This window comes from Brevibacillus sp. M2.1A (genome assembly GCF_013284355.2).
In the GTDB taxonomy this organism is placed as follows: Bacteria; Bacillota; Bacilli; order Brevibacillales; family Brevibacillaceae; genus Brevibacillus.
Window position 1 is genome coordinate 5498931 of record NZ_JABSUY020000001.1, and the last position, 26226, is coordinate 5525156.

Genomic DNA, 26226 nt, shown 5'->3' on the forward strand with positions numbered 1-26226 from the left:
CATGATCTCTAGCCATTTCTTTTTAATAGATCGTCAAATCCCACGCATTTGCCATATGCTTGAGCAGTGCTACCCCTGCCACACTGTTTCCGTACTGGTCAATCGCAGGGCCATACACACCGATTCCACAGCCGCCAGCAAAAGGCAGCTCACCAAAACGCCCACGCGGAGGGACGGCAGCCATAATGCCTCCTGAAACGCCGCTTTTCGCTGGTACGCCCACAAAAGCGGCAAAATTGCCGGAAGCGTTGTACATGCCGCATGTGACCATCAGTGCTTTGGTTACACGAGCCAGCTCTTTGCCGAAAAGCAGTTCCTTGTGTATCGGATCATAGCCATCATAGGCCAGGATCAAGCCGATTTTTGCAATGTCCTCCGCCGTTACCTCCAGAGAGCATTGCCGAATGTACACATCCAAAGCATCCTCTACCGGACAAGCCAAAAAGCCAGTAGCTGCAAGATAGTAGGCGAGGGAACGATTGCGGTTGGCCGTTTGCCACTCGGAGTGATACACTTCCTCGTTGATCGGATGCTTGCGTCCTGTCATGTGCTCGACCATGTCTTGGAAGGAACGAAATTTCTCCTGGACTCCGTTCCCCTGCAATAAGGAAGAAACCGTAATGGCTCCTGCATTGATCATCGGATTAAACGGCCTGCCCGGCTTATGCATTTCCAGCCGAACCATCGAATCAAATGCGTCTCCTGTAGGCTCTACATCCACCTGCTCCAATACATTCGAAATCCCGTGGTGCGTACAAGCTGCGAGAAAGCTGATGACTTTGGAAATGCTTTGCAGGGTGAAAGGAGCATCGTAGTTGCCTGCCCTGCTGATTTGTCCATCTGGTCCCATCACACAAATCCCTAGCTGTGTTGGGTCAGCCTCTTTCAAAGCGGGGATATAAGCAGCGCATTTGCCCTTGCCGGACTCCCCGCGATATTGCTCGATCCATTTTTCCAAGCAGTCTGTTTCAATCGTTCTTGTTTGCTGCGCCACTTGACTAACCAACTTCCTTTTCACCGTCGATTTACGCTTTTTGAGGCGGTTGAACATCGTCAGGAATGAGCGAGAAATATTCTTCTCCTTCCAAACGTTCCTGCAATTCGGCTTTTGCCTGTTCGATCAGCGCCGGGTTTTCCATCGCCTCAATCGCTGTAGCAGCCATGACTTTACCTGCCTGCACCATCCCCTTGTGTGCGATTGGCATGGCCCCTTGCGAGACGACCTGCCACGTATGGAAAGGCGTACCCAGTGCCCAGCACGTCGTCATGCATTGCATCGTTGGAACTTGCCAGCTGACATCTCCTACATCTGTAGACCCGGCAAGCGTAAACTCGTGCGTAGGAAGTGGCCCGATCACATCCGCAATCGCCTTGTCCTTTAGTTGCTTCGCCGTTTCACGATCCAACCCGAACAATGATGCTCTCATATCCTCAGCTGATAACGTTGCCTGAATTTGTTTGGCATATTGTTGATCTGCTTCATCGTACGTTGGCACGCCGACTTCAACCAGATTTTTGTGCATGAGCTTTGCTAATATCGTATTCGGCACGAGATCAGAAGCTGTACCCTCAAACACCGCATCCATAGTGGTTCCCGTCATCAAGGCGGCTCCCCTTGCGATGTCGTAGACTCTTCCATACAGCTCCTTCACTTGCTGCTTTTTCGGAGCGCGAATCAAGTATACGACCTCCGCAAACGGCTGGACGACGTTTGGCGAAATTCCACCTGTATTCGTAATCGCGTAGTGAACCCGTGCTTCCGGAATCATATGCTCTCGCATGTAGTTCACGCCTACGTTCATGAGTTCCACGGCATCCAAGGCACTGCGTCCCAAATGCGGAGCGGCGGCTGCATGCGCGCTTTTTCCGTGAAACTGAAAACGAACGGAGTAATTCGCAAGCGAGCTGATGTTCATGATGCTTGGCGCTGTCGCAGGATGCCAGGAGAGCGCAAAATCTACGTCAGCAAATACGCCGGCTCTTGCCAAATACGCTTTTCCCGAGCCCGCTTCTTCTGCTGGGCACCCATAGTAGCGAACTGTACCTTGTAAGCCGGTTTGCTCCATGTAATCCTTGATGCCAACCGCTGCTGCCAACGCTCCAGCTCCGAGGAGATTATGTCCGCACCCATGCCCATGACCGTCAGTGACAATTGGATCATGATTGATGGCGCCTTTTTTCTGGCTCAAACCTGCCAGCGCATCATACTCGCCCAGAATGGCTACGACAGGCTTGCCGCTTCCGAAGCTGGCAACAAAGCCAGTATTCAGTCCAGCGATTCCTTTCTCCACTTCAAAGCCTTCTGCTGCCAGCGCTTGACACAAGTACTCGGCAGAACGATGCTCCTCGAAGTAAATCTCTGGTGTTTCCCAAATTTTATCGCTAACGCGAATAAACGCGTCTCTTTTTTGTTCAATTAACGCAGAAATGATCTCGGTTCTGTTCATTTCATACGCTCCTTTCTCTCGATGTTCAGGCGGATGCACTGTCGGCGTTTTGCTTTAACAGCTCGCCTTTTTCATAGTTCAACGATAATAGTGCGCCAATGCAGATGACCGCGAAGCCGATCAGCATCCAGAACGCTGCATCAAATGAACCGTTAAACGCTTCGACGATAAAACCAATCGCCATCGGCGTGATAAAACCAGCCAGCTGTCCACCTGTATTCACGATGCCCATCCCTGTTCCCGCTACGGCAGCCGGAAAATTTTTCAGGACAACAGACGGCAACAGAATGATCACAAAGGAAAGGAACAGCGACACAATGGCTTGATACGTAATAAACATCGTCACGCTCGATGCAGTAAACATGAAGTACAAGAGGACCGCCACTACCACACAGGAGAAACTACCAATGATTTTTTCGCGACCTTTAGGCAGCTTGTCCAGTACATAGCCGCTCACATAAATACCGACCAACGTAGCGAAGCCTGGGATCGTTTGCAGCCAGCCGAGTGAAATCATGTCCAGTCCGCGTACCTTGCTCAAGTAAGTTGGCATCCAGGTTACGAGGCCCCAGTTTACTGCATAAATGCTGAAGTAAGCGATTAACAGACTCCAAAGCAGCGGTGTTTTAAACAGCATAGCCACTGAGGTTTTTGATTGCTCGGAGCCAGTTGTATTCGTTGCAGATTCTGCTTGTGGAAGTTTAATATAGCGCCAGAACAGGAAAGCAATGATAGCGCCAATAGCTCCAATGACGAGGAACATGGTTCGCCAGCCCATGGTTTGAATCATCCAAACGGATAAAATCGGAGAGAAAAGTCCAACAATGGCACTAGAGGAGAGCATCACGGACATGGCTCGCGAGCGTTCCTTGATAGGAAATATGGTAGCGATAATCTTCGAGCTGGCTGGTTGGAAACCACCTTCGCCGATCCCGAACAGAAAACGGATGAGAATCATCGAAGCCATAGACCAAGCAGCTCCGGTCAGCCCCGTAAAAATAGACCACATGACAACAGAAGCAATGAGTACTTTTCTGGCACCAAATCGGTCTGCCAGCCAACCTCCAGGCATTTGCATGAGTGCATAACCAGCAAAAAAGCTACTGAGCAATAATCCCGTGGAAGAAGCACCAAGCTGCAAGTCTTCTGTGATCGACAAAATGGCATAGTTCATGACGTATCGATCCAGGTTCCCTAATGCCCAGCCTAAAAAGAGTAGCGCTAAAATCCAGTTTCTCGTTCGTGCTGATACCATATGTGTGGATACCTCCTTCTAGTTGCGTTACTAAGCTAGTCTTTCATTTTGGCGAAAGCGCATTCATCTCGTTCGATGACCGACAATCCGCGCCAATATGGTCCAGCCCTCTTATTTACCGCATATATTGCGACATGTCGTTATATATACTCTACGAAATGTTGAGACTATTGGCAACGGTTTTTTTAACATTTCGATTTCTCGGCAATGAAAAAAGCACCCGTAACGGGTGCTTACAAAAGTCGGTATCGTTTGGTGGGCCTTCCTCGGGTTGATTGCGATTCCTCCCCCGAGCTCTCCGCCAGCTCAACGGCACACAAATCCGCGACGATTCGCTGTGCATTTCGCTCGCTCATTTGCAAATATTTGGCCAGGTCCTTTGTCGTGAAATCGGTCCAACCCATTTTTTGCAGCAAGGCATCGAGCTTTTTATAGCTTTTGACGCTGATGTTCCCCTTTTTTAGCTTTTCCAAAACCTCATCATCGTCGGCACGATACGAGTAGACGAGCTCCTCTTCCTGCCCGACCCACTCCACGATCGTTCCATCATCCTGAATCATGACAATATCTCGCGCTGCTTTTTCCTTCGATTGGCGCAGGGCGCGATGGGCATTCATCTCTGCTGCAAAAGCCGTCTCTCCAAAACCGATTCCGACAGCGACCGTCGTATCTGCTTCCTTCGCCAAAAACTCCACTGTGTTTTGCAAGGTAGGGATCTCTCTGTGAATCGTCCCACGGGTACTGTAGATAACGTATCGGCCATTCCCCTGCTCCAGAAGTGATCCATCCACCTGCTCGCACAGCTTGATCAGCGCTTGCTTTATTCGCAGCTCCAAATATTGCAAATGATACGGGGTCTTTGCGCTTTCCTTGATTCTGTCAAATTGCTCGACCTCAATCATCTCGATCCCGATTTGTGTATCCTTGAAATACGACGTCCGCACTTTCTCCACAAACACGCGTATCGTTTGCTGGATCTCCATATGGCTAGGCGAGATCCAATAGGCTGGGATACCTGCTTCTACTAGCGTTTGATAGACTGTCGGATAGCAGGTCATGGCAGCGTCTGTCTTTTTCTCCTTCCATAGCGCAAGATGAAAATCCAGCAGTTCCTGCGGATCGATCGTAGCTTCGAACGTCTTCATATACATATCGCTCACAGAGATGTTGATGTTGTGAAGGGAATCTTCCATGAATTTTGTGGATAAAAGCATATCAATGCTGACGCGATCAATTAATTTCCGATGAGTGTAGACCATTTCCAAAAAGCCTTTATAGATGCTGGACTCCGTCGGGTAAATATGTTCCATCCGCTTGTCATCATCCAATGCTTGCCTGGCAATCAAGTACGGAATCGGTCCGGAAAAAAGCCAGTGATCCACATACTGATCATTTTCCAAGACGATTTTCTCTGTCTCTTTTGTCTCTGTATACGGATACGGAACAAAATTCATTCCTTCCTCGAATTCCTTTGCAACCGCCAGAATCCTTTCTACTGATTGCTTGGGACCAACCACGCCGATTTTAAACATCCATCTATCAACCTCTGCGTTTCTATTTAGACGAGCCTTGCTTACGACCATTCTATACGTAATCACGCAAACAAATCCACCCTTCTCCAAACAAATGGGAAGGGATGACGTTAGTGAAAGGCGAATAACTCCGGATTCCATACTGAAAGGAGTCGTACCATGAATTTTAATCTGGATGAAGCGATTGAGGTTCTAGCGCGTACGCCACAAGCATTGGAATCCTTGTTAACAGGCTTATCGGATGGGTGGTTGCTGCACAACGAAGGCGACGGCACCTGGCATGCTACCGAGGTCATTGAACACCTGACCCTGGCGGAGAAAACAAATTGGCTACCACGTCTGGAGATCATTCTGGAAGAGGGAGAAATGAAACCTTTTCCTCCATTTGATCGATACGCTCACTTACAGGACAACTCGGTTAGATCGTTCGAGCAAAAGCTGCTGGAATTCAAATCGCTTCGTGCCCAAAATATCGCCAAGCTGCGAACACTCGTGGAACCGGAAAAGCATCTGGAATTAACCGGGCTCCATCCCGCTTTTGGGATCGTAAAAGTACGGGAATTGCTCTCTACGTGGGTCGTTCACGATTTAACGCACACGGCGCAAATCGTACGGGTCATGGCCAAAAGGTACACGGATGATGTTGGACCCTGGCGGGAATATTTGGGTATCTTGAATAAGTAACGCTTGTTCTCCATCTTGCTGACTTAAGAAAAAAGTGATACGATTTAGGTATAAGATTTCATAAAAGAGCTCTCGGAACTTCCCGGAGCCTGATTATTGATGAAGGGCAACCCTCGTGAATAATTAGGCTCCTTTATGTTTGTAATAGGGCTGCTCATCTGCCCTATTAACGAAAAGGGAGTGACGAGAGTGAACGAGATTTTTCGCATTCGCAATTTTCGCAAGCTGTTTCTTTCCAATTTGTTTTCAGGCTTTGGCCAGGGGATGACCATGATCGGGATATCTTGGTATTTGGTAGAATCCACAGGCTCAGCCAGCCTACTTGGTTCCACCATGCTTCTCTCCTCGATAATGACACTGCTCCTCGGACCTTATTTTGGTACATTGATTGACCGCTTTTCCCGCAAGGCCATTCTACAGCTGGAACAGCTAGGAGGCTTCTCGGTCCTCGCTCTTGTAACAGCTTGGGGATTTTGGGGGACTTATCAAGAGTGGATGATGGTTCTCGTTTTTTTGGCGTCGATGTTCATGTTTCAGATTCACGAACCTACACAGTCAGCCTTCATACAGGAAACCTTTGAGCAAAAGGACTACAATGTGATCAATTCTACCATGGAAATTCAAAACCAGACCGCTTTGGTCCTCGCAGGAGCTTTCGCAGGTTTTTTATTGGGGAAATACGGATTACATATCGTGCTGATCCTTACCACTTTGACTTATCTGATCGCTTTTCTCACCTTAACCGGAATCGATTATGTGTTTACACAAGAAAAACAAGTAGAAAAACACCTCCGAACATCCTGGGTGACACAATTTCAGCAAAGTTGGGTCTATATCAAAGAAAAACCAGGGTTTATTGTATTCGGAATTGCTGCGATGATACCATTCCTCGCCGTTATGCTGACGAACCTGCTTAACCCTATCTTTGTTAGCCAAGTTTTGGGGGAAGATGTGAGGATCTATTCCATGGGAGAGGTTACGTATTCCATCGGTGCAGTGCTGGCGGGATTTCTTCTTACCTGGTTTCGTGGAAAAATCGGTGCTTTTCCTTATATGGTAGGGAACTTCATCTTGATGGCGATTGCTCTTGTAATGACCGTTGTGATCCCAATGGGCTCGGTTTTTGTGTTGCTCTCTGCTTTTATGGGCTGGTGCAATGTATCAACCAGACTGATCCGACAGACCATCTATATGGAACTGCTACCTAATCGTTTTATGGGCAGGGTCCTGAGCTTTTTTCGGTCGATTGGTACATGCATGCGGCTGTTATTGCTCGCTCTATTTACGCTCATGTTAGATTCAACAGGCGCATCAGTCGGTTACCTTGTATTGGCAGGTCTTCTGGTAACGGCCACACTAGGAATCGTCTTTTCCATGCGTATGCTGATGCAGCAGGTAGACACCACCGATGTTGTGACTGACCAAGGCACTGTGAAGCACTAGGTCTGTCAGCTTTCTTCTAAAAAGACAGCGGTAGCTATGGAACTGAAAGTACATCCTAGACTACCGCTGCCTGCTACGCTATTTGGATGGCAAAAACAAATGCGGAACGGTATACAGCGCTGGGGCACCACCCGTATGCAGGAACAGCACGTGATCGTTCCGATTAAAACGCCCTTCGCGAATCAAGCCGATCAAGCCTGCCATTGCCTTACCCGTATAGACCGGATCTAACAAAATCCCCTCTGTCCGAGCGACCAACTGAACAGCTTCGATCATACCATCCGTCGGAATCGCATAGCCTGGCCCGACAAATCTGTCGTCGCAGAGCACAGCTTCTGCTCGTATGTCCCCTTGCAAATCAATCAATGCAGCTGTACTGCGCAGCAACCCCATCACCTTTGCTTCTTGTGCAGCCCGATCGCGGCTGACATTGATCCCGAGTACTTTTGTGTTGGACTGGCGCACCATAAAGCCGGCAAGCAGACCCGCTTGCGTACCGCCACTTCCCGTTGCCGTCACGACATAATCGTACGGAGTCATCGCTTCCCAAGCCTGCTGCTCAATTTCTTCCGCGCACGCCATATACCCCAAGGAGCCGACTTCATTGGAGCCTCCTACAGGGATCAGGTATGGTTTTCTCCCTTGTTTTCGCAAACTTTCAGCGAGTTCATCCATAGCTGCAAGCAAATCTGCCTCTGCGGGAATGACCTCGATTTTTTCTGCTCCGAGCAAGTGGAACAACAGATGGTTGCCGCTCGCTTGCGGTTGGTAGTCGCCCGTCTCAGGCGCGGACAGCACGAGCTGGCAGTGCAGACCTTCGCGAACTGCCGCCGCCAGAGTCAACCGGCAGTGATTCGATTGGACAGCTCCGCATGTTATCAACGTATCTGCCCCTTGCTCGATTGCCTCCGCCACCAAATACTCCAGCTTTCGCGTCTTGTTTCCCCCTGCTGTCAAGCCAAGCATGTCGTCTCGCTTGATAGAAATGCTCGGTCCGCCTAACTCCTTGGACAAACGCTCCAGCCTTTCGATTGGTGTATGACCCTGCGAGTATTTTCTGCGATGGTAACGGATTTGGTTCATGCTTTTCTCCCCTTCTGCTTTGCGTTATGTGACTTTGTTACATGCAACCAAAAAGTACTCCGGTACAATAAGTCTCATCAATCACAAACACCATAACCGGAGGGATAAGAATGAAAAACGTCGGTCGTTTTGATCAAATGCTTCGTATCGTTGTTGGATTAGCCTTTCTGTCCTTGTTCTTCTTTCTGGACGGAGGCTATCAATACCTTTCGTTGATGGGCATTCCGCTCCTGTATACAGCCTTGACCAAACAGTGCTTCTTCTATCGTATCTTTGGGATTAACTCTTGCCAACTTCCTTCGCAAAAATCTTAATTTTTGCATTTGACCTTACCTCTTTGATTATATACCATTATCTGGTATCGATATCATTACGATCAGAGAGGTAAGAAAACACGAATGAATGTCCAAACAGAAGCAAATGTAAATAAGCCAAAAGGATTGGGCGGCTGGTTAATCTGGCCGACCATTATTGTCGTTCTGAGCCCACTTTCCTTGCTTGTATCCGTTATCGGCATTTTTCAGGATTATACTGAAGCAATTGAAGGGCTCGCACCGTTTATGGAGCAAAGTCTGTCATTCACTTTGTATTACTACGGCAACATTTTGTTAGAGATAGGACTACTCGTATTTTCGCTGTTCCTTCTCGTTTTCTATTTCCAGAAAAAGAAACGTGCTCCGCATTTATTTGTTGGTCTGATTCTTTTTTATATCACCTTGAACATGATCGATTTGTTCGCTTGGACGAGCTTTGACAATCTTTTCGGAGACACAAGTCAGTTTGTCAAGCAATCGGGACTAAGCTTGCTTCATACTTGCATCACCGCAATGATCTGGATTCCCTATTTCCGCTTGTCCAAACGAGTGAAGAATACATTTGTGAATGAATGAGAAATGGAAATCCCCTCTTCTTGAACGATAGAAAATGCCATTGTAAAAATAAGTAAATAATTAGATAATGTACTAAGTTTGGAAAATTACTATTTTGTTTAGGGGTGGAAAGATGAAGACTTTTTTACGTTTTGCAATGGCAATTGTTCTGCTATTTACCTTGTCTGGCAACGCCTTCGCTTCTCAACCGATCGACCCAAAAGGATATGTAACCAAGTTTACCAGTTTGAAAGAAAGCTATAGCATTGGGGAGCGTGTGAAATTAACGGTGAACACGCAAACAGGTGGTGAGCTAACGAATGTAGTATTTAAAGTGGCCTCTGTCGGAGGCGATAGTATAAATAATGCGATCACCAGTGTTCAGACTACATACCGAAAGTCTAATGCAACGTATACAACAACAGGTAACTTGACACTATCCTCGGAAGGTGTGTACTTTGTTCAGTTCCAAGCAAAACTAAAAATGAAAGATGGCGAAATAACAATTAAAGAAACCGCCACTATCGAAATACTAAATCCAAATAAAATTACAATGACTGTCACTCCCGGTTCCGTACAAGTAAAAAAAGGGACTGAGGTTCCTATTCTGATCAATTACTCTTCGAAGTACACACCTAAATTTACTTACAACACAAAAGTTACAGAGCTTTCAACAACCCGAACCAGCAATGGAAACAAAAAAGTAATCTTATTCAGTGCGGATCAAGCTGGTGAATACATGCTTACCATCGAAGCAAAAAACAAATACGACGCTGTCTCTGACACTGTCAAAATCATTGTCAAATAAGCTGCTTCTACCAACGAAATCCCGTTCCCTTTTTGACAGGGCAACGGGATTTTGTTGGTTTACACCTGCCCCAATGCTTCCCTCAACCGCTCCCGATGCACCCATAACGGCTTTCGCAGTCCCGCCTTCTTCACGATACCTTCTACTGTTAGCTCATGGAGTGTCTCTGTTACTGTTTCACGAATACACCCCATCATCGTCGCAAGCTCCTGATGCGTCAGGATCACTGCCAGCTCGATCCAATCTGGTGCGTCAGCCTGGCGCTCTCCTCCGTATTTCTCGCACAGCCTGCCGAGCAAATATACTAAACGCTGTCGCACACTTCCATACGCCATGAGCTCCATCATTTCTTCTACCTCTTGCAAGCGATTCGAGACAATCTCGATAAAATGCAAGGCAAGCCTCGGCTTCTCTAGCATCAGCTCTTCAAATTGCCCTTTATCAATCGAACAAATCACCGAATCTTCCCACGCTTCGGCGTACATATTGGTTGAACTAATCGTAAACGAGCCGATCTCGCCAAACACATGGCCCGTGCCGAGCAAATCAATCGTCAGCTCTTTGCCGTCAGCCGAAAGCTTGTATAGGCGAACCTTCCCAGCCTTGATCAAAAACAGCCTTTTTAGGTCCAGGTGAGGAGAGGAAATTATCGTTCCTTTTTTGACTACTTCCATAGGAGTCGCCGGTTCCAATTGGGCTAGCTCTGCTTCACTTAACGACTGAAACAAATTGATGCGGGATAAAAACTTCTCCTTTTCGATCACCGTGCACTTCCTCCTGCTCACTGTAGGCTGGACTACATATTGTATGGATCACACCCATTATACTCCTTGTTAAGCAATGGATTTCGAATGAACAAAGGAGTGTAAATCGTTGAACACATTCATCATGATTCTTTCACTGATTTTGGCTTTGATGTTTTCCATCTCTGTGTTAATGAAATTTTTACGCGCAAACTCTATGCTTCAGCACTGGAAGGAGTATGGGTACCCCCTTTGGTTTATGGACGTGATTGCCTCACTTGAGCTGGTCGGAGTCATCGGTGTAGTTAGCTCCTTTTGGATTCCTGGAGTATTAACATTCGCTTGTATCCTGTTCGCCATCCTCATGCTCGGTGCTATCCATGCCCATCTTTTTCGGGCAAAGCATAAACCCGTCATGGCGATAAATGCAGGAATTATGCTTATTTGTTCGTTGCTTCTCCTTTGGCTTTAATCGGTTCCGGGCGCTTTCCAGTACGTTTTTTGTCCGTTACTGATCAAGATTGCTTGTCTCGGAACTTGCTTCATCACCAGGAAAAGATTCAGCATATCGACCGAAGAAGCGATTGCGTTTATCAAAATCATAAATTTTAATACAGTAGTGAACAGCCCCAAAAAACCTAGAAGAACAGGCAACATAATCGAAATGAGAATGAATGGAGCGATGGTAATCAGAATGTATCTTGCTTTTGGAATCTTTTCTTCCGTTGCTACAAACCCGCCAAACAACGTTAGCCCCATCCATGTTTTTTCTGATCTCAAGAAATTCGGGATAAAAATCAAATGCAAGCATTCATGAATAATGACCAAGGCGAGTAGAGAGAATATCGCACTGAAGTCAATGGATATGGATAGCGAATCTGATGTCAGCCCCAATTCCTCCAAGGTTATTGGCGAAAAAATATGGATGATCCCAAAAACGATGAGTGCGTTAATCAGCATGAAAGGAATCGATAAAAGAGTTGCCCTGCCCAAACTCTGTGGTTCATTCAGTGGAACCCATTCATTTTTCATCAACTCAACATGTACATTTTCATGATACTGTGGCAATTTGGTTGTGATTCTCATAAAAAAACCTCCCCTTTCTAGTAAGACGTTCACCCTATGTAATCAGTTTCTTTAATGGGGAGATAAATAAAAAAAGGCTATCTCCTGAGCTTGCTTGGAGAATAGCCTTTTTCTCATGATCATTATGCTTGCTTAAGCAAAAACTGCTTGCCATATTCCCCGTGATCCAGAATCGTCGGGTGCTCGATCTGAATCGTCGAATGGTCAATTCCGTACTTCGTTTGCAAAATGTGATTAATCGCCAGAATGACACAATACGGCTGGATGCCTTCACGAACGAACACATGCGCTGTCAGGGAGTAATGTTCCGTGGATACTGCCCACAGGTGCAGCTCATGAACATCCTCCACGCCCTCTACTTCACCAAGGTCCTGACGAATTTGATCAAGATCAAACTGCTCTGGAACAGATTCCATCAACACGAGCAGCGACTCACGAATGATTTTGGCACCACCTGTAAAAATAATGCCCCCAATCACCAAGCTAATCAACGGGTCGAACAAGTAGTAGCCGGTCATGTAAATGAGAATCGCCGACGTAATCACACCGACGGAGCTGAGCAAGTCCCCAATAAAGTGCCATAACGCGCTCTTTACATTGAGGTTGTCTTCTTCCTTCATACTGCGGGAAAGTACGATGGTCAGCACGATGTTTACAACCAAACCGATGGATGCAATAGTCAGCATCAACTGCAAATCAACGTCTTGCGGATTGATCATCCGTTTGATCCCTTCAATGACAATCCCGATCGAAATCACGGCAAGAGCCAAGCCATTCAAAAACGAAGCAATAATTTCAAAACGGAGAAATCCAAACGTATACTTCTTAGTCGGCTTACGTGTCGCCATATAAATAGCGGTCATACTCAACCCTAAAGCAAAGACGTCAGAAATCATATGGGCGGAGTCAGACAGGAGCGCGAGTGAATTGGACATCAAGCCCCCCACAACCTCCACGATCGTAAAAAACAACGTCAATAGGAGCGTAATCCACAATGTTTTCTTCGATGTTTGCTGTTCTTTCACATGATCAAGATGGTGAAAATCACCCTTTTTCATACCTATCACCTCTGTCCATTCAAATTATAAAAATTATAATGTAAGAATTAATGTAATCATATCCTCTTTTTCGTCCATATTCAAATGAACATTTTATGGATCATACAAGTGATTTTCATTACCAGTCATGTCGTACCAAGACAAAAAAAGCCTCATCCAAAAGGATTAGGCTGGTCATTCCTGAGTGTGATTCGCTTCCAAAATTCGCCGGATATTGCCCTTGTACTGGGTGAGCAAGCGGCTTGCGTCCTCTGCTTGCAGCCCTGTCTTTTGCATCACGATTGCCAGTTTGGCGTCACCGTCTGCCTTGTGCAACAGTACCTCTGCCTCATCGGTAGAGATGTTGGTCGCTTCTGCCACGATTTGTTTTGCCCGTTCCTTCAGTTTCTCATTGGTTACCTGCACATTGACCATCAAATTTTTGTACACTTTCCCCAACCGTACCATGCATCCGGTCGTAATCATATTGAGAACCATCTTCTGCGCCGTCGCTGCTTTTAAGCGGGTAGATCCGGTCACTACCTCTGGCCCTACTACAACATTAATCGCCACATCCACACCTTGGCTGATCTGCGCCGCCTGGTTGCAGGACAACGAAATGATTTTTGCCTCCTGTCTTCTTGCTTCCGCCAATGCTCCGATGACATAGGGTGTCCGACCACTCGCTGCAATTCCCACCACGGCATCCCCTGCCTTTACGCCATAGGCAATCACATCTTCCCTGCCGTTCTGCTCCACGTCTTCGGCTCCTTCGACAGCTCTGACGATAGCTTTTTCCCCGCCTGCTATGACTCCCTGCACCAATGTGGGGTCCGTCCCAAAGGTTGGGGGGCATTCAGCAGCATCGAGCAAGCCCAATCTCCCACTCGTTCCCGCTCCAAAATAAAAGAGTCTTCCGCCGTTTTCCAGACATTCTGCGATCAAATCAACGGCCGCTGCAATCGAAGCCAGCTCCTTTTCAACGGCAAACGCAACTGTTTTATCCTCTTCATTCATAATCTGGACAATTTCCATCGTAGAGAATTTATCCAGCTCTTCCGTATTTCGATTTCTTGTTTCTGTCGTTAAATCACGAAGGTGAAACTTCATCCAGTTACCTCCCACCCATTTGCACTCATCTTCTCTTTCTACCCCACACCATGCTGCTTTTTCTCCGACGGAAACAGGCTGACCGGAAGATGTCCAACGGCCTTTCGTTCCCCGAACAAAATGTCTGCCACAAGCTCTATGGCATGATACGTATGGTCGTAAACGGCGAGATACGCATCGACCTCTGGCATTGCCAAGAGATCATACGGGTTTCGCAGGGCGACAGCTACGACCTTTTTCCCCTGTTGAACTAGCCGATTCACCAGCAGCGATTGTCCTTTAAAGATATGGGCATTGTACGTAAAAACGACGATTTGCTCCGTGGCTGACATCACGTTTGCCACCATCTCCACTTCATCCTCTGTCGGGTTGAGCGTCGACATCATATGGTATTCAACTTCACGGTATTTTCTCAATGGTTCGACCAAATCACCAGAAGCTGCTTGCCCATCCTCTGCCAAAGTAAGGTTGGAAATCCCCGGAAAAATCGCGCCTAGCGGTTGCGTCCCGCTCTGTAAAGGAAGCAGCTGATGTTCATTTTTCACCAAGGTTATGGCTTGGGCGAGCGCACTTCTCGCCATGTCTGCATGCTGGAGACGGTCAAAGGAAGGGCCTTTTGTTCGCAAGCAATGCTCCCAGGACAGAAATCGTTTCTTTATTTGAAGCACGCGATTTACGGCTTCGTTGACCCGCTCTTCTGACAGCTCCCCCGAATGAATGGCCGCAACGAGTCGTTCGTACGTTTTTTGCTGAACTTCATGCGTGTGGGATACCAGAACAAGATCGATCCCAGCCTGCACACAACGCACCGCCGCTTCCGCAACCCCGATGGTATCCGCAATGGCAGCCATCTCCATGCAATCCGTAATCGCAACCCCATCAAAGCCGAGGGACTCACGCAATATTCCCGTCACGATTTCCTTGGAATACGTAGCAGGAGAGCCTGACTCATCCATACTGGGCAAACTGATATGTCCAACCATTACCATGGGGACTCCTGCCGCAATGCTGCGCTGGAATGGAACCAGCTCGACCTGATCCAGTCTCGTCCGATCATGTCCAAGCACAGGAATGGCTTCATGAGAATCGGTGCTCGTATCACCATGACCGGGGAAGTGCTTGATAGAGGGAATGACACCACTCTCAAGCAAGCCTTGAATGGCGGCCTCACCAAACCGCGCCACCTGCTCTGGCGCTTCTCCAAAAGAACGCACCCCAATGACTGGATTGTCCGCATTGTTGTTCACATCGACCGTCGGAGCGAAATTGACTGAAATCCCTGCTGCACGCAGCTCCTCACCTGTTGCCTGGTAGATGCGCTTGGCTTGATCGAGATTGCCTGTGGCCCCCAAAGCCATCGCTCCGGGAAAGCGCGTCGCCCCTTTTTGCAGACGGGAAACCACGCCATTCTCCTGATCAGTCCCGACCAACAGCGGATAGGGATGCCAAGACTCATACGCCCAGCTCTGGAGTTTCTGTACACGTTGATAAGTCTCTTCCGGTGTCCCGATATTGCGGCTAAAAAGAATCACGTTGCCAATCTGTTTTTGTTTGATCCACACTTCCATTTCTTCGGGAATATCCAGCGTAGGGTAACCGATCATCAGCAGTTGCCCGACCTTCTGTTCCACCGTCATATGTTCGGCTTGCATGGAATCCTCCTCCCTACCGAATTGCTCTTGTTAAGAGAATGCTTTGCCGTACTTCGCATACTGCTTCCATCTGTGATACCCGAGCCTCCCATAGAAATCGACCAGCGTCGTCCAATCGATGACAATGTTTGAAATACCGCGATTCCGCAAAGCCACAATGCCCGCTTCCACAATCGCCAGTCCCAAACCCCGTCCTCTATATTCTGCATCTACGCCCAACGGACCGATGCCGCCAAGCCCATCTGCAAACAAAGGTGCCCAGTAGACGTTTTGAGCAATAAACGGAGAATCGGCATCATTGATCCGGCAAAAACCGACGATCTCTCCGCGCAGCTCCACCACGACGAATTCGCGTCCGGTTCCTCCCCGCTTAAAATAGTGAATGGCTTCATACTCCCAGCGTCCGGGAAAGCATCGATGCAAGAAGGCCAAAAAGGCAGCTTGGTCCGCCTTCGTCAACAGTCGAAAGCGACCATCTGGTACCTCTGGCAATTCCAGCTCGGCTGGTTCGAGATACCGGCCTAACAGATCGTTTTCCAACCGATCCTCCGAGTGATACCCTTGTCGCTCAAACCACGCTTTTACATCCGTAGATTCATCGGGTATGCCTGGGAAATAATGATACGGATCGCGTCCCAGCAAGACCTTTTCCACCCCTTGCTCTCGCAACGCATTCTCTGCCCTTGCCAGCAATTCACGCCCGACCCCCTGCCCGCGATGTGCGCTAGCCACGAGCAAGACCTGTATCCAGCCAATGTCTTTTCCCAACTGAATGTCGAGCCTTTCCTGCCAGCATTTGGCCACCACAAAGCCGACGGGACGCTGCGTCACAGCATCGATCGCAATCCACGACCCGGCTTTGACTACATTCTGATCCTCAAAGCTGTTTTGCCGCATGAGCTCCGTCCGCATGGGAAAGCGATCACCCAACTCCTGATTCCACAGCTCGCACAGAGCGTCCGCATATTGATCGTCCCAAGGTACGTATTGCATCGGATGCTTCCCCCCTTACGTCCTATTTCAATCCGGAAGTTTTGGAGCCTTCCACAAAATATTTCTCCGCAAACAAAAACACGATCAAAATCGGGATCAAGCTGATCAATGCCCCTGCTACTAGCAGTTGATCCTCTGTCTTGTACTGACCGCTCAAAGACAAAATCCCGATCGGCAGCGTAAAGTTCTCGTCCGAAATGAGATAAATGACTGGCGCCAAAATCTCATTCCACTTCCCCATAAACGTAAAGACCGCCAGTGTTGCCAAGGAAGGCTTGCACATCGGCAAAAACACCCGCCAATAAATTTGAAACGGATTGCAGCCATCCAGCTTTGCCGCTTCCTCGTAATCCTTCGGGATATTTAAAAATGCTTGCCTCATTAAAAAAATGGCAAACGGCTGTCCGAGCCACTCCAAAATCCAAAGTGGAGCCAACGTGTCTAGCAGTCCCAAATTTTTAAAGATAATAAACTGCGGGACTATCGTGACGATCCCCGGGATCATCATCGTTCCGAGCACAATCATGAACAGCGTGTCGCGAAATGGAAAACGCAGCCTGGCAAAAGCAAAGGCAATCATCGAGCTGGACAATAAGGCCCCGATAACCGAAAGAATCGCGACAATCAGACTGTTGATCGTATAGCTGCTAAAATTCGCCTGTTCCCACACGGTTGTATAATTGCTCCACTGTGCAGGATTGGGCAGCCATTCCGGCGGAAATTGCATGTACTGCTTGTAGGTTTTCAGCGAGTTAAACACAGTCGTCAAAAACGGCACCAGCATAATCAACGCACTGGCTATGACAAACAGGTATCCGACGATTTTATTGAGAGGAAAACGCTTTTGCATGGCTACCTCCTTGCCTCTTAATCATAATGAACCCATTTCTTTTGCAGCTTGAATTGGATGAGCGTAATGGCAAGCAGGATGAGGAACAACACCCACGCGATAGCAGAGGCATAGCCCATTTTGAAAAAGCTGAATGCTTGGCGGAACATGAACAGCATCAGGACGAGGCTGGCGTTGTTCGCACCACCTGTCGAGCCTGCTTCCGTAGATCCCCCGGTCATGACAAAAATCTGCTCGAAGTTTTGGAAGGAGTAAATCGTATTCAAGATGATGACCAGAAACGTCGTGCCGGAAATCATCGGGACCGTCACCCGCCAAAACTTTTGCCAAGCGTTCGCTCCATCAATCGAGGCTGCCTCGTACATGTCAGAAGAAATTCCTTGCAGCCCGGCGAGAAAAATAATCATCATGTAGCCGACTGATTTCCAGATGGCGATGAGAACCAAGACCGGGATGACCCAAAATTCATCAATCAGCCAGTTTTGCGGGGCGATGCCCAGTTTGGACAGAAAAGCATTGGCAAAACCGATCCGCTGGTTAAATACCGCATCCGCTACATACGCGATCACCGTCCACGAGGAGATGACCGGCAAAAAGTGAACCATCCTGAAAAATTTCAGGCCCTTCAGCTTTTGATTCAGGGCAACGGCTAACAGCAACGCCAAAAATGTTTTGGCCGGGACGTACAGGATCGTAAAATAGGCCGTATTCCATAACGAGCGATAAAACAGCGGGTCTTCAAACAGCTTTTCATAGTTGTCCAAGCCCGTCCATTTAGGCGGATTTAAAATATCGTAGTCCGAAAAGCTGAAGTACAATGACGCGACCGATGTTCCCACGACGAATACGAGAAAGTGGATAAGATAAGGGGAGACCAGGAGCAGTCCCCATCTCCCCTCACTATCCAACCATTTTCTCTTTTTCACAGCAGGCTTCGCCTGTTGCTCGGTTTGCAGCTCTAGCATGGTTGGCACACATCCTCACTGATAGATGACTACTGCTTCTTGAAGAAATCATCCAGAACTTTTTGAATGCCTTGGTCTGTTTTCGTAATGAATTCATCTGTTCCGTATTTATCCATGAACAGCTCCGCCAGATTATCCGTGAACACCTTCACCCACTCGGTAAAGACAGCGTTGGTATCAATCGTGCCTGCGAACTCCAGGGTGTCGAGGAACACTTTTTTGTTTTCCGGTTTCGTGGCTGGGTTTAGGAACATTTCGGAATTCGCCACTGATTTTTTCACCGGGATCGCTTCCCCTACTTCTGTCCATTCCTTTTGTGCTTCATCAGATGTCGTCCAGTAGGTGATCCATTCTTTAGCAGCCTTGACTTTCTGTTCCTCTGCTTTTTTGTTGATGACCCATGAGTTGGCGATGACGGGTGCGAAGCGTTTTCCGTCCGGTCCTTTTGGCATAGGAGCGACATCGTAATTCAACCCTGCACCATTCATCGAGGTTGTTGCTGCATAAATATCGATTTGCATCGCCACAGCCCCGCTCAAAAATGCTTTGAAGTTGCTTTGGAACGCCTTTAGATCAGCCGGATTCGGGAATAGCTTGCGCTGCATACCGTCGACCATCCACTCGACCGCTTTTTTGTTCTCAGGGCTGTTGATAATCGATTTTGTCAAGGTCGGGTCCAATACCCCGCCACCATACGCTTTCAAGATGTTAAACGCCCCGCGTGAGCTACCGAAAAACGCGAAGCCGTACTGCTTCACTGATTTTTTGTCAAAGGCAGGATCGTCTGCATTTTTCCCGTTGGCATCGAGGGTCAGCTTGACGGAAGCCGCCTTCAAATCATCCCAGGTCCAGTCAGCCGTTGGGTATGGCACGCCCGCTTTGTCGAACAAATCCTTGTTGTAGAAAAGGGCTCCGACTTGAATGCCCTGTGGCACGCCCCAATACTTCCCGTCTGAGTCTTTGTTGAACTCCAGACCGTTGAGCTCCTCTTTGTTGATTTCTTTTGTGACGTAGTCGGTGATGTCGAGAATCGCGCCACGTTGGGCGTAACCAAATACTTTTGTCCCGTCGCTCTGCCATAAATCAGGCGCATTCCCGGCCGCGATCTGAGTCGTCAGCTTTTGATAAAAGTCATCATAAGGTGCTGTCATCGTTTTGATTTTGATATGAGGATGCGATTGTTCGAATTTTGCAATAATTTCTTCCATCTTTTTCTTCGTGGGTGGATCAGAGCTGTAGCCCATATACAATTCGACTTTGTCCCCCTGCTGTGTGGAGGACTGGCTGCTACATCCAGAAATAAGCAATGCCGCTGCTAAGCCAATCATACCGAGTACTGAGAGAAACCTTCTCTTTTTCATGGAAAACCTCCCCAATTGCAATAAGTGGAAAACTTGCATAGCTAACGATATCTCTAAAAGCCTCACGTACATCTAGCTCCATGTAGATACTTTGAAGATAGGGACTCTTTATTGACTGATAAGGATAAAAGGATAAAGGCAGGAGTTTGTGTAGTCTAAGGAGGATTTGCTTATTTGTATTGCTCTCGAACAGCTTTACGCGTCTGGCGCAAGTACGCAGCAGAGACGTCGTAATTTTTGGCAGCAACACCTCTAAACAAGATGTCGATCACATTGAGTTGTGCGATCCGTGAGGAAGTGGCGGCACTGCGTTCATCCGCTTCTGTTGAAAACGTGGTTAAGTGAATATCCACGCATTCCGCCAAGGAGTTTGTGCCGTATTTGGTCATGCCAATGGTCACAGCTCCCGATTTGCGGGCTTGTTTCATCGTGGTTATAATCTGCGAGGTTTCCCCAGAATTCGAGATGCCGACTGCCACATCTCCAGCCGTCAAGGTGACTGCCGAAGTAAGCTGCAAGTGGGAATCCGAATGGGCCGTGCACATTTTATTGATGCGCAAAAATTTATGCTGGGCATCCTGGGCAACCAATTGCGAAGCACCCACCCCGTAAAAATCAATCCGGGTGGCTCGGAACAGCTCACCAATCGCCCGCTCTACTGTTTCTGTATCCAAAATTTTAATCGTTTCCCGCAAGGAGAGGATGTTGTTGAGCGAAACGGATTCAATCAAGGTATACATATCAGCATCGGGAAGAATCTCTTTGTATTCATCCTGAGCGGTAGACGATTGCAAATCACCCGCTATTCTGATCTTCAACTCCTGAAAACCATCCACACCGATACTTTTGCACATGCGTATGATGGCAGCTTGGCTGGATTCGCTTCTTTCCGCGAGTTCCTTGATGGAAAGACGAATCACCTCATCCGGATTGGCTAAAATGTAATGCGCTGCGTTTTGTTCAGAACGCTTGATATTGTGCAACGATTCGCGGATGCGCAGCAACCCGCCATTCAACACGATACCACCCCTTTAGTCCATAAAGTTATTAAGCGCTTACATTCTAGTGTGACTTTGGTAATTGATTACATATTTTGTATTATAGACACTTGAAATAAAATATCAAGCTTAATTGTCAGATTTGAAATAAAATTTCAAAACTATTTTTCGACACTTTCTCCTTCTCTTCGTTCTGTTATAAATTTTTCACAATTTTTACCGTTACTAATACGAATCTCTTTTCGTATTAATCCATGTACACCCGACTGACAAATAATGGGGATGATCAAAATGACCAAGCGTAAGGCACTCGCATTCACCCTGATAGCGGCACTCCTTTTGCCAATCACACCTGTTCTGTTAAACGAAGCCGCAGCAGCCTCTTCCTACAAAGCGAAAGCAACTGTAACTGCGACCAAGTTGGAGGAGCTTTCCATAAACGATCTGAATAAAAAAACAAAAGCGACTCTGAATCACGTCAAAGAAGTCATCCCAGACCTGAAGGACTATCCCATCACCTCCATCGTAAAGGAGAATGTCGACACCACTTCTGGTCCGATCGAACGTCTGGAAGTGATCTTGTCGAGCACACCAGAGGGTACTACCCCAGACTTTGGAGTTGTCCATGTAAACGCAAGTACAGGAGAGCTGATCAGCATCGACATTCAAAACAGACTCTCGTCTTCGAAAGAAGTGTTAGGTGATGAGGAAGCGATCAAAAAAGGCAAGGAGTTTCTCAAACTTCTGTTTGGAAAGCAAGCAGAAAAATACAAGTTCTCACAAATTAACTCCTCTACTGTTCAGGATAACAAGACACAGATTCTCGTGATTTACACTTCCCCGGATCATTCCATCAACGTGACCCTGGATCGTGTCGGAAAATTAAAGGCTGTCAAAAAAGACATCTACCCCAAAGCAGCGGGCAAAAGAAAATAGCATGAACCTTTGGTCCAATGAAAAAGAGACGGTTCTGCCGTCTCTTATTTGATGCTGCGAAACCAACCTTACAACCCTGTAATATTTCGTAAGGTAAATCAATTTCCCATTTTTCTCTTATCGTTTACGATTCTCCTGTTACATGTAAAGGAGGATCACCAAAAATGAATGGCATGGAAATCAACATTCACTATTTTCGCTTGATTAATGACTTGGGAAAAGAGTATCCGGCTCTCAATCCCGTATCTTTTTACGTAGCGGAATATACGGTGTTTATTTTGGCTTTGAGTGCTTTGGTGTATTGGTTTACGAGAAAACATGAGAATCGCATCATGGTCATTTGTGCGACGTTTACGTTTGCCATCGCTGAGCTTTTCGGGAAAGTAGCTGGAAGCCTTCATGCGAATAATCAGCCATTCGCTGAGCTTGCGAACGTCAATCAATTGGTACAAAAAGCAGTCGACAATTCATTTCCCAGCGACCATACGATCCTGTTTTTTTCCTTTTGCATGACCTACTGGCTTTTTAGAAAGACGACGGGGCCACTCTGGATGCTGCTTGCTGCTTGTGTCGGGCTTTCTCGCATTTTAGTAGGCGTTCATTATCCGGCAGATGTCATTGTAGGTGCCCTGATCAGCATTGGGTCTGCCTTCGCCGTCTATATAATCGTGCCGAGATTGAATTTTGTCCATACTCTACTTGCTCTCTATGAAAAAGGAGAGCAAGCGATCTTGCCTACGAAATCGAAAACGAGAGACTTTTGATTACCGCTACGTCTCTGTCATCGTTCCACCATTGACATGCAATACCTGGCCCGTTACATATCCCGAATCATCCGAGGCCAGGTAAACATAGGTCGGAGCCAGCTCGAACGGCTGTCCTGCACGACGCATCGGCGTGTCGACACCCAAAGTCGTGATGTATTCTGCCGAATAGCTGGATACTTGCAGCGGTGTCCAGATTGGTCCAGGAGCCACTGCATTCACCCTGATGCCTTGCTTGACCAATTGAAGGGACAAGGAGCGGGTAAAGGAGACGATGGCTCCTTTGGTTGCTGAATAATCAACCAATTGCGGATGACCAGCATAGGCAGTAACCGATGCCGTACTAATGATGGAACTGCCTGGCTGCAAATACGGCAACGCCTCTTGTGTGATGTAAAATAAGGGGAAAAGGTTGGTCCGAAACGTGTCTTCCAGTTGCTCGCGGCTTATCTGGAGGATGCTTTCTTGTGGAAACTGTACGCCTTGATTCAAAACGAGTACATCTAACTTGCCAAAACAGCCAATCGTTTGGCGTACAACCTCCCGACACCAAGCCTCGTCACGCAAGTCTCCCGGCAGCAGCAAACATTGCCCTCCGTAATACTCAACAACTTGCTTGGTCTCCTCGGCGTCGATGTGCTCATCCAAATAAGGAATCGCTACAGATGCCCCCTCCTTCGCAAAAGCAACCGCTACAGCACGGCCAATCCCGCTGTCTCCACCTGTTATAATCGCTACCTTTCCCCGAAGCTTGCCGCTTCCTATATAGTCAGGATTATCGAAAATCGGTCGCGGAACCATCAAGTATTCCATCCCCGGTTGTCGATCCTGATGCTGTGGCGGAAACGTAAGGGGCGTCTCTTCGCAAGTAGTCTTGTAACTGTAATATGGGTATCTCGGATACATGGAAAATACCTCCTGTACAGATTCAGTCGATATCGCCATGATATTCGCCTACCCTTTTTGGTGTGCGCTGTGTACGCCATCAAGGGCACAACATAGAAGGAAAATGACATGTATGTATGACATGACCTTTTCCCAAGGTGGAAGCTACCATTTATGAGGTAATCATCTTGATGAACTGAAGAATAAGAGGAACTCCTTGTACAGGAATGTCACTCAGAATCAAAACTCCCGGCTGGACAGCGTATACATTGGGAGGTTGTAGCATTCCATTGATGAAAAGATTCACAATAGAAACTTCATTCGGGTCCAGAATCCCTGAAGTACTGAATAGCATGACAGCATCACTGTTGGTATACATGTTTTTGACTCCATCTGAAATTGCTGTATACTGATAGGTTTCTGTTCGTATTAAACCAGGCGTACATGGGCATGGGGGGCAGGGCGGCACGATTTGCAGACTCTGTCTCCTCACTGTGTATGACTGTGTGACATAGTGCCTCATGAAATCACTCGTCCTTTCTCGAAATGCTTCAACCCTTCACTAATCATTTACACATATGAGTAACCCCAGACACATTTCATCCACCTGGGGCCACCATCCTATTCATCTTAGTTAACGACAAACTCTACAACTATGGGTGTACCACCGTTTTCGACATCTCCATCTGGAATCGTGATCGCTGTCGTTGTGATTGTGGAAGTATTACCTGCCTGAAGCACCCCATTGATGTAGAGATTGTAAAAAGCAAACGTACCAGGAAATGCTGTCGCAGCAGCACCAGCGTCAGTGGTAAATGCAGTTGCCGCAATGGCAAACGTTGCACCAGTACCAGTTCCAGCACCCATGGTGGACGTAAATCTCAATGAGGTTAGATACGGTTTAACAATCGGCACTTCGAATCTCCTCCTCTAATGAATCCCTACTAGTAAATGATTGGATTCATCCGATTGAAACCGACAAATGACAGGAGAATCACGCACATTTTCCCTCAAAAGAAGCTATTTGGAAAATAAAACCACCCCCCTACTTTTACCAGTAGGAGGGCTACATGATTTCTAATCTTGAAACAGTACTCGCAACTGCTCTTTCTCTGCGTCACTCAATACGTATTCTGCCATCGGGAACAGTACACTCTCTTCTTTAAAGAAATGTTCCATGAGTATTTCTATTGATTTCAGCAAATGGGTGTGGACAGCTTCTACTTCAACAGGTTCAGATTTTTCCTTTTCTACGATTCGCATGAACGACATCAGACTTTCATGAATAAGATCATGCTCTTCCTCCATGACAGCAATCGGTCCCATTTCCCGTTCGATATAGTTAGCCATCAGGGGATACAGGTCTTCTTCCTCGCGTCTGGAGTGTTTCTCCAGTTCCGCCCGAAACGAGGACGCCAGCTCATGAAGCTTTGTTAAGCCTTTCTTTCTTTTCGTTGGTTCGGCAGTAGATTTCAGGTTATTTGCTAGATGTACAAGCTCATTCATCTGCTCAGCTAATGATAGGTGTTCTTCTTTCAGTTTTTCCAGAGCCGGACACAGCTTTCTTCTCCCTTCAAACTCCTGCATCATCCCCATACATCCTATAGGCGGTGGTCCCATTACAATCCCTCCATCTACTAGTGGGAGTCAGTTACCAAAAGAAATATGATATGCTAGCTGTCCCCGGTTGTCCCTAGCAACCATTCGAATACAGTCATCGTCTTGCGAAAAAACAACCGGTCCATTCTGGATGGGAATCGCTACAAACTGACAAGGATTAAAATAGAGTCGCAGATGCTCCTCATCCTCCGTGATCTCCCATTTTGCCAGCTGCCTTTCCAAGAGAGCCTGACTGTGTGGTTCGGCATCATCCGCCAAATCGTGAATGAGTATCCCCATTTTTTTATCCACTAAGGCAGGCAGCTCCTGGTGAAGCTCGGCAATCGTTCGCTTACTAGGATTCATGGCAACTGATCACACTTCCTTCCCCGGATTATTTCCCTTGTTCTCTTCGGTCTCGCTGATCTTTTCTCAATACCATCCATGCCAGTGGGAACAACACTACCGTTGCACCGCTGAGCAAAAGCACCTCCATATATCGCTGGGCAAAATACATATTGACTGTGTACTGGGTGCAAACAATGCTGGCGAACAAGATCAATGCTAATAGGATGACACCTCTATAGCTGCTCTTCATAACTCTTCACCCCTACAGCGTATACGGCTCCATCTTTCTCTTGAAGCACAATTTCCGGAAGTGGTCTTCTTGGGGGACCAGCGAGCGGCTTACCTGTAGCGATATCAAATTTCCCATGATGGCAAGGACATAGCAGCTCTTTCTCATCTCGATCCCAAAATACCGGACAACGCAGATGGGTACACGCATTTTGATACGCCTTGTATTCCTTTTCCTTCACATATACGAACAACGCGCTGTCATGCTCTCCTGGATAAGCAAACTCGATCGCATCTCCGGGTTTTATATCGCTGAGATTCGCAATTTTTTGTGTGGGATACGACTTGCTGGATGAACTCATCAGCTCTTTGGCAGCTAATGCCCCCCATGGCAGAGTAGATGCCGCGAAAAGACCTGCTGCTCCTACCATTGTTTTCATAAAACTCCGTCGATCCAGACTGCGCTCATTGGAACGATTGATGTTATGGGTATAATTGTCATCCTTCAACGGAATGGGGCGGGTTTTCTCGTTCTCCATAAGGTATATCT

At 47.3% G+C, this 26226-nt stretch carries 30 protein-coding genes; 8 read left to right on the forward strand and 22 right to left on the reverse strand.

Going from position 1 to position 26226, the window contains the following annotated elements:
* Positions 1–22: 22 nt before the first annotated feature.
* The 4 genes from HP567_RS26150 to HP567_RS26165 form a co-directional block, all read right to left on the reverse strand.
* On the reverse strand, positions 23–1006 hold the full coding sequence (locus HP567_RS26150) for a glutaminase (protein WP_217367106.1): 984 nt from the start codon (positions 1004–1006) through the stop codon (positions 23–25).
* Positions 1007–1025: 19 nt separating this feature from the next.
* Entirely contained in the window at positions 1026–2447 is a 1422-nt protein-coding gene (locus HP567_RS26155) for a M20 family metallopeptidase (protein ID WP_173610121.1), read from the reverse strand.
* Positions 2448–2472: 25 nt separating this feature from the next.
* Entirely contained in the window at positions 2473–3702 is a 1230-nt protein-coding gene (locus HP567_RS26160) for an MFS transporter (RefSeq protein WP_173610120.1), read from the reverse strand.
* Between the two features lie 233 nt (positions 3703–3935).
* Positions 3936–5234, reverse strand: a complete 1299-nt coding sequence (locus HP567_RS26165) for a hypothetical protein (protein WP_173610254.1) — start codon at positions 5232–5234, stop codon at positions 3936–3938.
* Between the two features lie 159 nt (positions 5235–5393).
* Between HP567_RS26165 and HP567_RS26170 the strand changes: the two genes are divergently transcribed.
* Positions 5394–5918, forward strand: coding sequence for a DinB family protein (locus HP567_RS26170; RefSeq protein WP_173610119.1), 525 nt, complete (start codon positions 5394–5396; stop codon positions 5916–5918).
* Between the two features lie 189 nt (positions 5919–6107).
* Entirely contained in the window at positions 6108–7361 is a 1254-nt protein-coding gene (locus HP567_RS26175) for an MFS transporter (protein ID WP_173610118.1), read from the forward strand.
* A 78-nt stretch (positions 7362–7439) separates the two neighbouring features.
* Here the strand turns inward: HP567_RS26175 and HP567_RS26180 are convergent, their stop codons facing one another.
* On the reverse strand, positions 7440–8444 hold the full coding sequence (locus HP567_RS26180) for a D-cysteine desulfhydrase (protein ID WP_173610117.1): 1005 nt from the start codon (positions 8442–8444) through the stop codon (positions 7440–7442).
* Between the two features lie 110 nt (positions 8445–8554).
* Between HP567_RS26180 and HP567_RS26185 the strand changes: the two genes are divergently transcribed.
* The 3 genes from HP567_RS26185 (at position 8555) to HP567_RS26195 (ending at position 10121) form a co-directional block, all read left to right on the forward strand.
* Entirely contained in the window at positions 8555–8758 is a 204-nt protein-coding gene (locus HP567_RS26185; RefSeq protein WP_173610116.1) for a YgaP family membrane protein, read from the forward strand.
* 84 nt (positions 8759–8842) lie between these two features.
* The gene (locus tag HP567_RS26190) at positions 8843–9334 is read left to right on the forward strand and encodes a DUF2569 domain-containing protein (RefSeq protein ID WP_173610115.1); all 492 of its coding nucleotides are present in this window, start codon (positions 8843–8845) and stop codon (positions 9332–9334) included.
* Between the two features lie 112 nt (positions 9335–9446).
* On the forward strand, positions 9447–10121 hold the full coding sequence (locus tag HP567_RS26195; RefSeq protein WP_173610114.1) for a hypothetical protein: 675 nt from the start codon (positions 9447–9449) through the stop codon (positions 10119–10121).
* 59 nt (positions 10122–10180) lie between these two features.
* On the opposite strand, the gene HP567_RS26200 is transcribed toward HP567_RS26195, so the two are convergent.
* On the reverse strand, positions 10181–10885 hold the full coding sequence (locus tag HP567_RS26200) for a Crp/Fnr family transcriptional regulator (RefSeq protein ID WP_173610113.1): 705 nt from the start codon (positions 10883–10885) through the stop codon (positions 10181–10183).
* Between the two features lie 109 nt (positions 10886–10994).
* Here HP567_RS26200 and HP567_RS26205 point away from each other — a divergent pair, with 109 nt between their 5' ends.
* Positions 10995–11336 (forward strand): DoxX family protein, encoded by a 342-nt coding sequence (locus HP567_RS26205; RefSeq protein WP_173610112.1) that lies wholly within the window; start codon positions 10995–10997, stop codon positions 11334–11336.
* Here the strand turns inward: HP567_RS26205 and HP567_RS26210 are convergent.
* The 9 genes from HP567_RS26210 to HP567_RS26250 all read right to left on the reverse strand — a co-directional run bounded on the left by HP567_RS26210 (position 11333) and on the right by HP567_RS26250 (position 20934).
* Entirely contained in the window at positions 11333–11950 is a 618-nt protein-coding gene (locus HP567_RS26210) for a DUF3267 domain-containing protein (RefSeq protein ID WP_173610111.1), read from the reverse strand. The genes HP567_RS26205 and HP567_RS26210 overlap by 4 nt on opposite strands.
* A 122-nt stretch (positions 11951–12072) precedes the next feature.
* A complete protein-coding gene (locus HP567_RS26215) occupies positions 12073–13008 on the reverse strand; it encodes a cation diffusion facilitator family transporter (RefSeq protein ID WP_173610110.1) in 936 nt (311 codons plus the stop codon).
* Between the two features lie 174 nt (positions 13009–13182).
* Positions 13183–14097, reverse strand: coding sequence for an N-acetylmuramic acid 6-phosphate etherase (murQ, locus tag HP567_RS26220; protein ID WP_173610109.1), 915 nt, complete (start codon positions 14095–14097; stop codon positions 13183–13185).
* A gap of 38 nt (positions 14098–14135) precedes the next feature.
* Positions 14136–15749, reverse strand: a complete 1614-nt coding sequence (locus HP567_RS26225; protein ID WP_173610108.1) for a glycoside hydrolase family 3 protein — start codon at positions 15747–15749, stop codon at positions 14136–14138.
* A 30-nt stretch (positions 15750–15779) separates the two neighbouring features.
* Positions 15780–16742, reverse strand: coding sequence for a GNAT family N-acetyltransferase (locus HP567_RS26230; RefSeq protein WP_173610107.1), 963 nt, complete (start codon positions 16740–16742; stop codon positions 15780–15782).
* Between the two features lie 22 nt (positions 16743–16764).
* Entirely contained in the window at positions 16765–17592 is an 828-nt protein-coding gene (locus HP567_RS26235) for a carbohydrate ABC transporter permease (RefSeq protein ID WP_048034482.1), read from the reverse strand.
* Positions 17593–17609: 17 nt separating this feature from the next.
* Positions 17610–18557 carry a carbohydrate ABC transporter permease gene (locus HP567_RS26240; RefSeq protein WP_173610106.1) on the reverse strand — a complete coding sequence of 316 codons (948 nt, stop codon included), beginning with the start codon at positions 18555–18557 and terminating at the stop codon, positions 17610–17612.
* A 29-nt stretch (positions 18558–18586) separates the two neighbouring features.
* Positions 18587–19918: an ABC transporter substrate-binding protein gene (locus HP567_RS26245; RefSeq protein ID WP_173610105.1), complete on the reverse strand. Its 1332-nt coding sequence runs from the start codon at positions 19916–19918 to the stop codon at positions 18587–18589.
* A 170-nt stretch (positions 19919–20088) separates the two neighbouring features.
* Positions 20089–20934: a MurR/RpiR family transcriptional regulator gene (locus HP567_RS26250; protein WP_173610253.1), complete on the reverse strand. Its 846-nt coding sequence runs from the start codon at positions 20932–20934 to the stop codon at positions 20089–20091.
* 273 nt (positions 20935–21207) lie between these two features.
* Here HP567_RS26250 and HP567_RS26255 point away from each other — a divergent pair, with 273 nt between their 5' ends.
* Entirely contained in the window at positions 21208–21852 is a 645-nt protein-coding gene (locus tag HP567_RS26255) for a hypothetical protein (protein ID WP_173610104.1), read from the forward strand.
* 164 nt (positions 21853–22016) lie between these two features.
* Positions 22017–22616, forward strand: a complete 600-nt coding sequence (locus tag HP567_RS26260) for an undecaprenyl-diphosphatase (protein WP_173610103.1) — start codon at positions 22017–22019, stop codon at positions 22614–22616.
* Between the two features lie 6 nt (positions 22617–22622).
* Here HP567_RS26260 and HP567_RS26265 read toward each other — a convergent pair whose 3' ends face one another.
* The 7 genes from HP567_RS26265 to HP567_RS26295 all read right to left on the reverse strand — a co-directional run bounded on the left by HP567_RS26265 (position 22623) and on the right by HP567_RS26295 (position 26215).
* Positions 22623–23522, reverse strand: coding sequence for an SDR family oxidoreductase (locus HP567_RS26265; RefSeq protein ID WP_173610102.1), 900 nt, complete (start codon positions 23520–23522; stop codon positions 22623–22625).
* Positions 23523–23673: 151 nt separating this feature from the next.
* Positions 23674–24024, reverse strand: coding sequence for a DUF4183 domain-containing protein (locus HP567_RS29890; RefSeq protein WP_173610101.1), 351 nt, complete (start codon positions 24022–24024; stop codon positions 23674–23676).
* Positions 24025–24131: 107 nt separating this feature from the next.
* Positions 24132–24416 (reverse strand): DUF4183 domain-containing protein, encoded by a 285-nt coding sequence (locus HP567_RS26275; protein ID WP_173610100.1) that lies wholly within the window; start codon positions 24414–24416, stop codon positions 24132–24134.
* 162 nt (positions 24417–24578) lie between these two features.
* Complete coding sequence (locus tag HP567_RS26280) at positions 24579–25091, reverse strand: hemerythrin domain-containing protein (RefSeq protein ID WP_229088150.1); 513 nt, start codon at positions 25089–25091, stop codon at positions 24579–24581.
* A 57-nt stretch (positions 25092–25148) separates the two neighbouring features.
* On the reverse strand, positions 25149–25466 hold the full coding sequence (locus HP567_RS26285) for a hypothetical protein (RefSeq protein ID WP_173610098.1): 318 nt from the start codon (positions 25464–25466) through the stop codon (positions 25149–25151).
* 28 nt (positions 25467–25494) lie between these two features.
* Positions 25495–25698, reverse strand: coding sequence for a hypothetical protein (locus HP567_RS26290; RefSeq protein ID WP_048034491.1), 204 nt, complete (start codon positions 25696–25698; stop codon positions 25495–25497).
* The gene (locus HP567_RS26295) at positions 25682–26215 is read right to left on the reverse strand and encodes a Rieske (2Fe-2S) protein (RefSeq protein WP_173610097.1); all 534 of its coding nucleotides are present in this window, start codon (positions 26213–26215) and stop codon (positions 25682–25684) included. The genes HP567_RS26290 and HP567_RS26295 overlap by 17 nt, the downstream gene beginning before the upstream one ends.
* Positions 26216–26226 lie beyond the last annotated feature (11 nt).

What these genes read in the sequence shown, in the direction of transcription:
- HP567_RS26155 (WP_173610121.1), bottom strand. Translation starts at nt 2,447, where the DNA reads ATGAACAGAACCGAGATCATTTCTGCGTTAATTGAACAAAAAAGAGAC.
- HP567_RS26160 (WP_173610120.1), bottom strand. Translation starts at nt 3,702, where the DNA reads ATGGTATCAGCACGAACGAGAAACTGGATTTTAGCGCTACTCTTTTTA.
- HP567_RS26165 (WP_173610254.1), bottom strand. Translation starts at nt 5,234, where the DNA reads ATGTTTAAAATCGGCGTGGTTGGTCCCAAGCAATCAGTAGAAAGGATT.
- HP567_RS26170 (WP_173610119.1), top strand. Translation starts at nt 5,394, where the DNA reads ATGAATTTTAATCTGGATGAAGCGATTGAGGTTCTAGCGCGTACGCCA.
- HP567_RS26180 (WP_173610117.1), bottom strand. Translation starts at nt 8,444, where the DNA reads ATGAACCAAATCCGTTACCATCGCAGAAAATACTCGCAGGGTCATACA.
- HP567_RS26185 (WP_173610116.1), top strand. Translation starts at nt 8,555, where the DNA reads ATGAAAAACGTCGGTCGTTTTGATCAAATGCTTCGTATCGTTGTTGGA.
- HP567_RS26190 (WP_173610115.1), top strand. Translation starts at nt 8,843, where the DNA reads ATGAATGTCCAAACAGAAGCAAATGTAAATAAGCCAAAAGGATTGGGC.
- HP567_RS26195 (WP_173610114.1), top strand. Translation starts at nt 9,447, where the DNA reads ATGAAGACTTTTTTACGTTTTGCAATGGCAATTGTTCTGCTATTTACC.
- HP567_RS26210 (WP_173610111.1), bottom strand. Translation starts at nt 11,950, where the DNA reads ATGAGAATCACAACCAAATTGCCACAGTATCATGAAAATGTACATGTT.
- HP567_RS26215 (WP_173610110.1), bottom strand. Translation starts at nt 13,008, where the DNA reads ATGAAAAAGGGTGATTTTCACCATCTTGATCATGTGAAAGAACAGCAA.
- murQ (WP_173610109.1), bottom strand. Translation starts at nt 14,097, where the DNA reads ATGAAGTTTCACCTTCGTGATTTAACGACAGAAACAAGAAATCGAAAT.
- HP567_RS26225 (WP_173610108.1), bottom strand. Translation starts at nt 15,749, where the DNA reads ATGCAAGCCGAACATATGACGGTGGAACAGAAGGTCGGGCAACTGCTG.
- HP567_RS26230 (WP_173610107.1), bottom strand. Translation starts at nt 16,742, where the DNA reads ATGCAATACGTACCTTGGGACGATCAATATGCGGACGCTCTGTGCGAG.
- HP567_RS26235 (WP_048034482.1), bottom strand. Translation starts at nt 17,592, where the DNA reads ATGCAAAAGCGTTTTCCTCTCAATAAAATCGTCGGATACCTGTTTGTC.
- HP567_RS26240 (WP_173610106.1), bottom strand. Translation starts at nt 18,557, where the DNA reads ATGCTAGAGCTGCAAACCGAGCAACAGGCGAAGCCTGCTGTGAAAAAG.
- HP567_RS26245 (WP_173610105.1), bottom strand. Translation starts at nt 19,918, where the DNA reads ATGAAAAAGAGAAGGTTTCTCTCAGTACTCGGTATGATTGGCTTAGCA.
- HP567_RS26255 (WP_173610104.1), top strand. Translation starts at nt 21,208, where the DNA reads ATGACCAAGCGTAAGGCACTCGCATTCACCCTGATAGCGGCACTCCTT.
- HP567_RS26260 (WP_173610103.1), top strand. Translation starts at nt 22,017, where the DNA reads ATGAATGGCATGGAAATCAACATTCACTATTTTCGCTTGATTAATGAC.
- HP567_RS26265 (WP_173610102.1), bottom strand. Translation starts at nt 23,522, where the DNA reads ATGTATCCGAGATACCCATATTACAGTTACAAGACTACTTGCGAAGAG.
- HP567_RS29890 (WP_173610101.1), bottom strand. Translation starts at nt 24,024, where the DNA reads ATGAGGCACTATGTCACACAGTCATACACAGTGAGGAGACAGAGTCTG.
- HP567_RS26280 (WP_229088150.1), bottom strand. Translation starts at nt 25,091, where the DNA reads ATGATGCAGGAGTTTGAAGGGAGAAGAAAGCTGTGTCCGGCTCTGGAA.
- HP567_RS26285 (WP_173610098.1), bottom strand. Translation starts at nt 25,466, where the DNA reads ATGAATCCTAGTAAGCGAACGATTGCCGAGCTTCACCAGGAGCTGCCT.
- HP567_RS26290 (WP_048034491.1), bottom strand. Translation starts at nt 25,698, where the DNA reads ATGAAGAGCAGCTATAGAGGTGTCATCCTATTAGCATTGATCTTGTTC.
- HP567_RS26295 (WP_173610097.1), bottom strand. Translation starts at nt 26,215, where the DNA reads ATGGAGAACGAGAAAACCCGCCCCATTCCGTTGAAGGATGACAATTAT.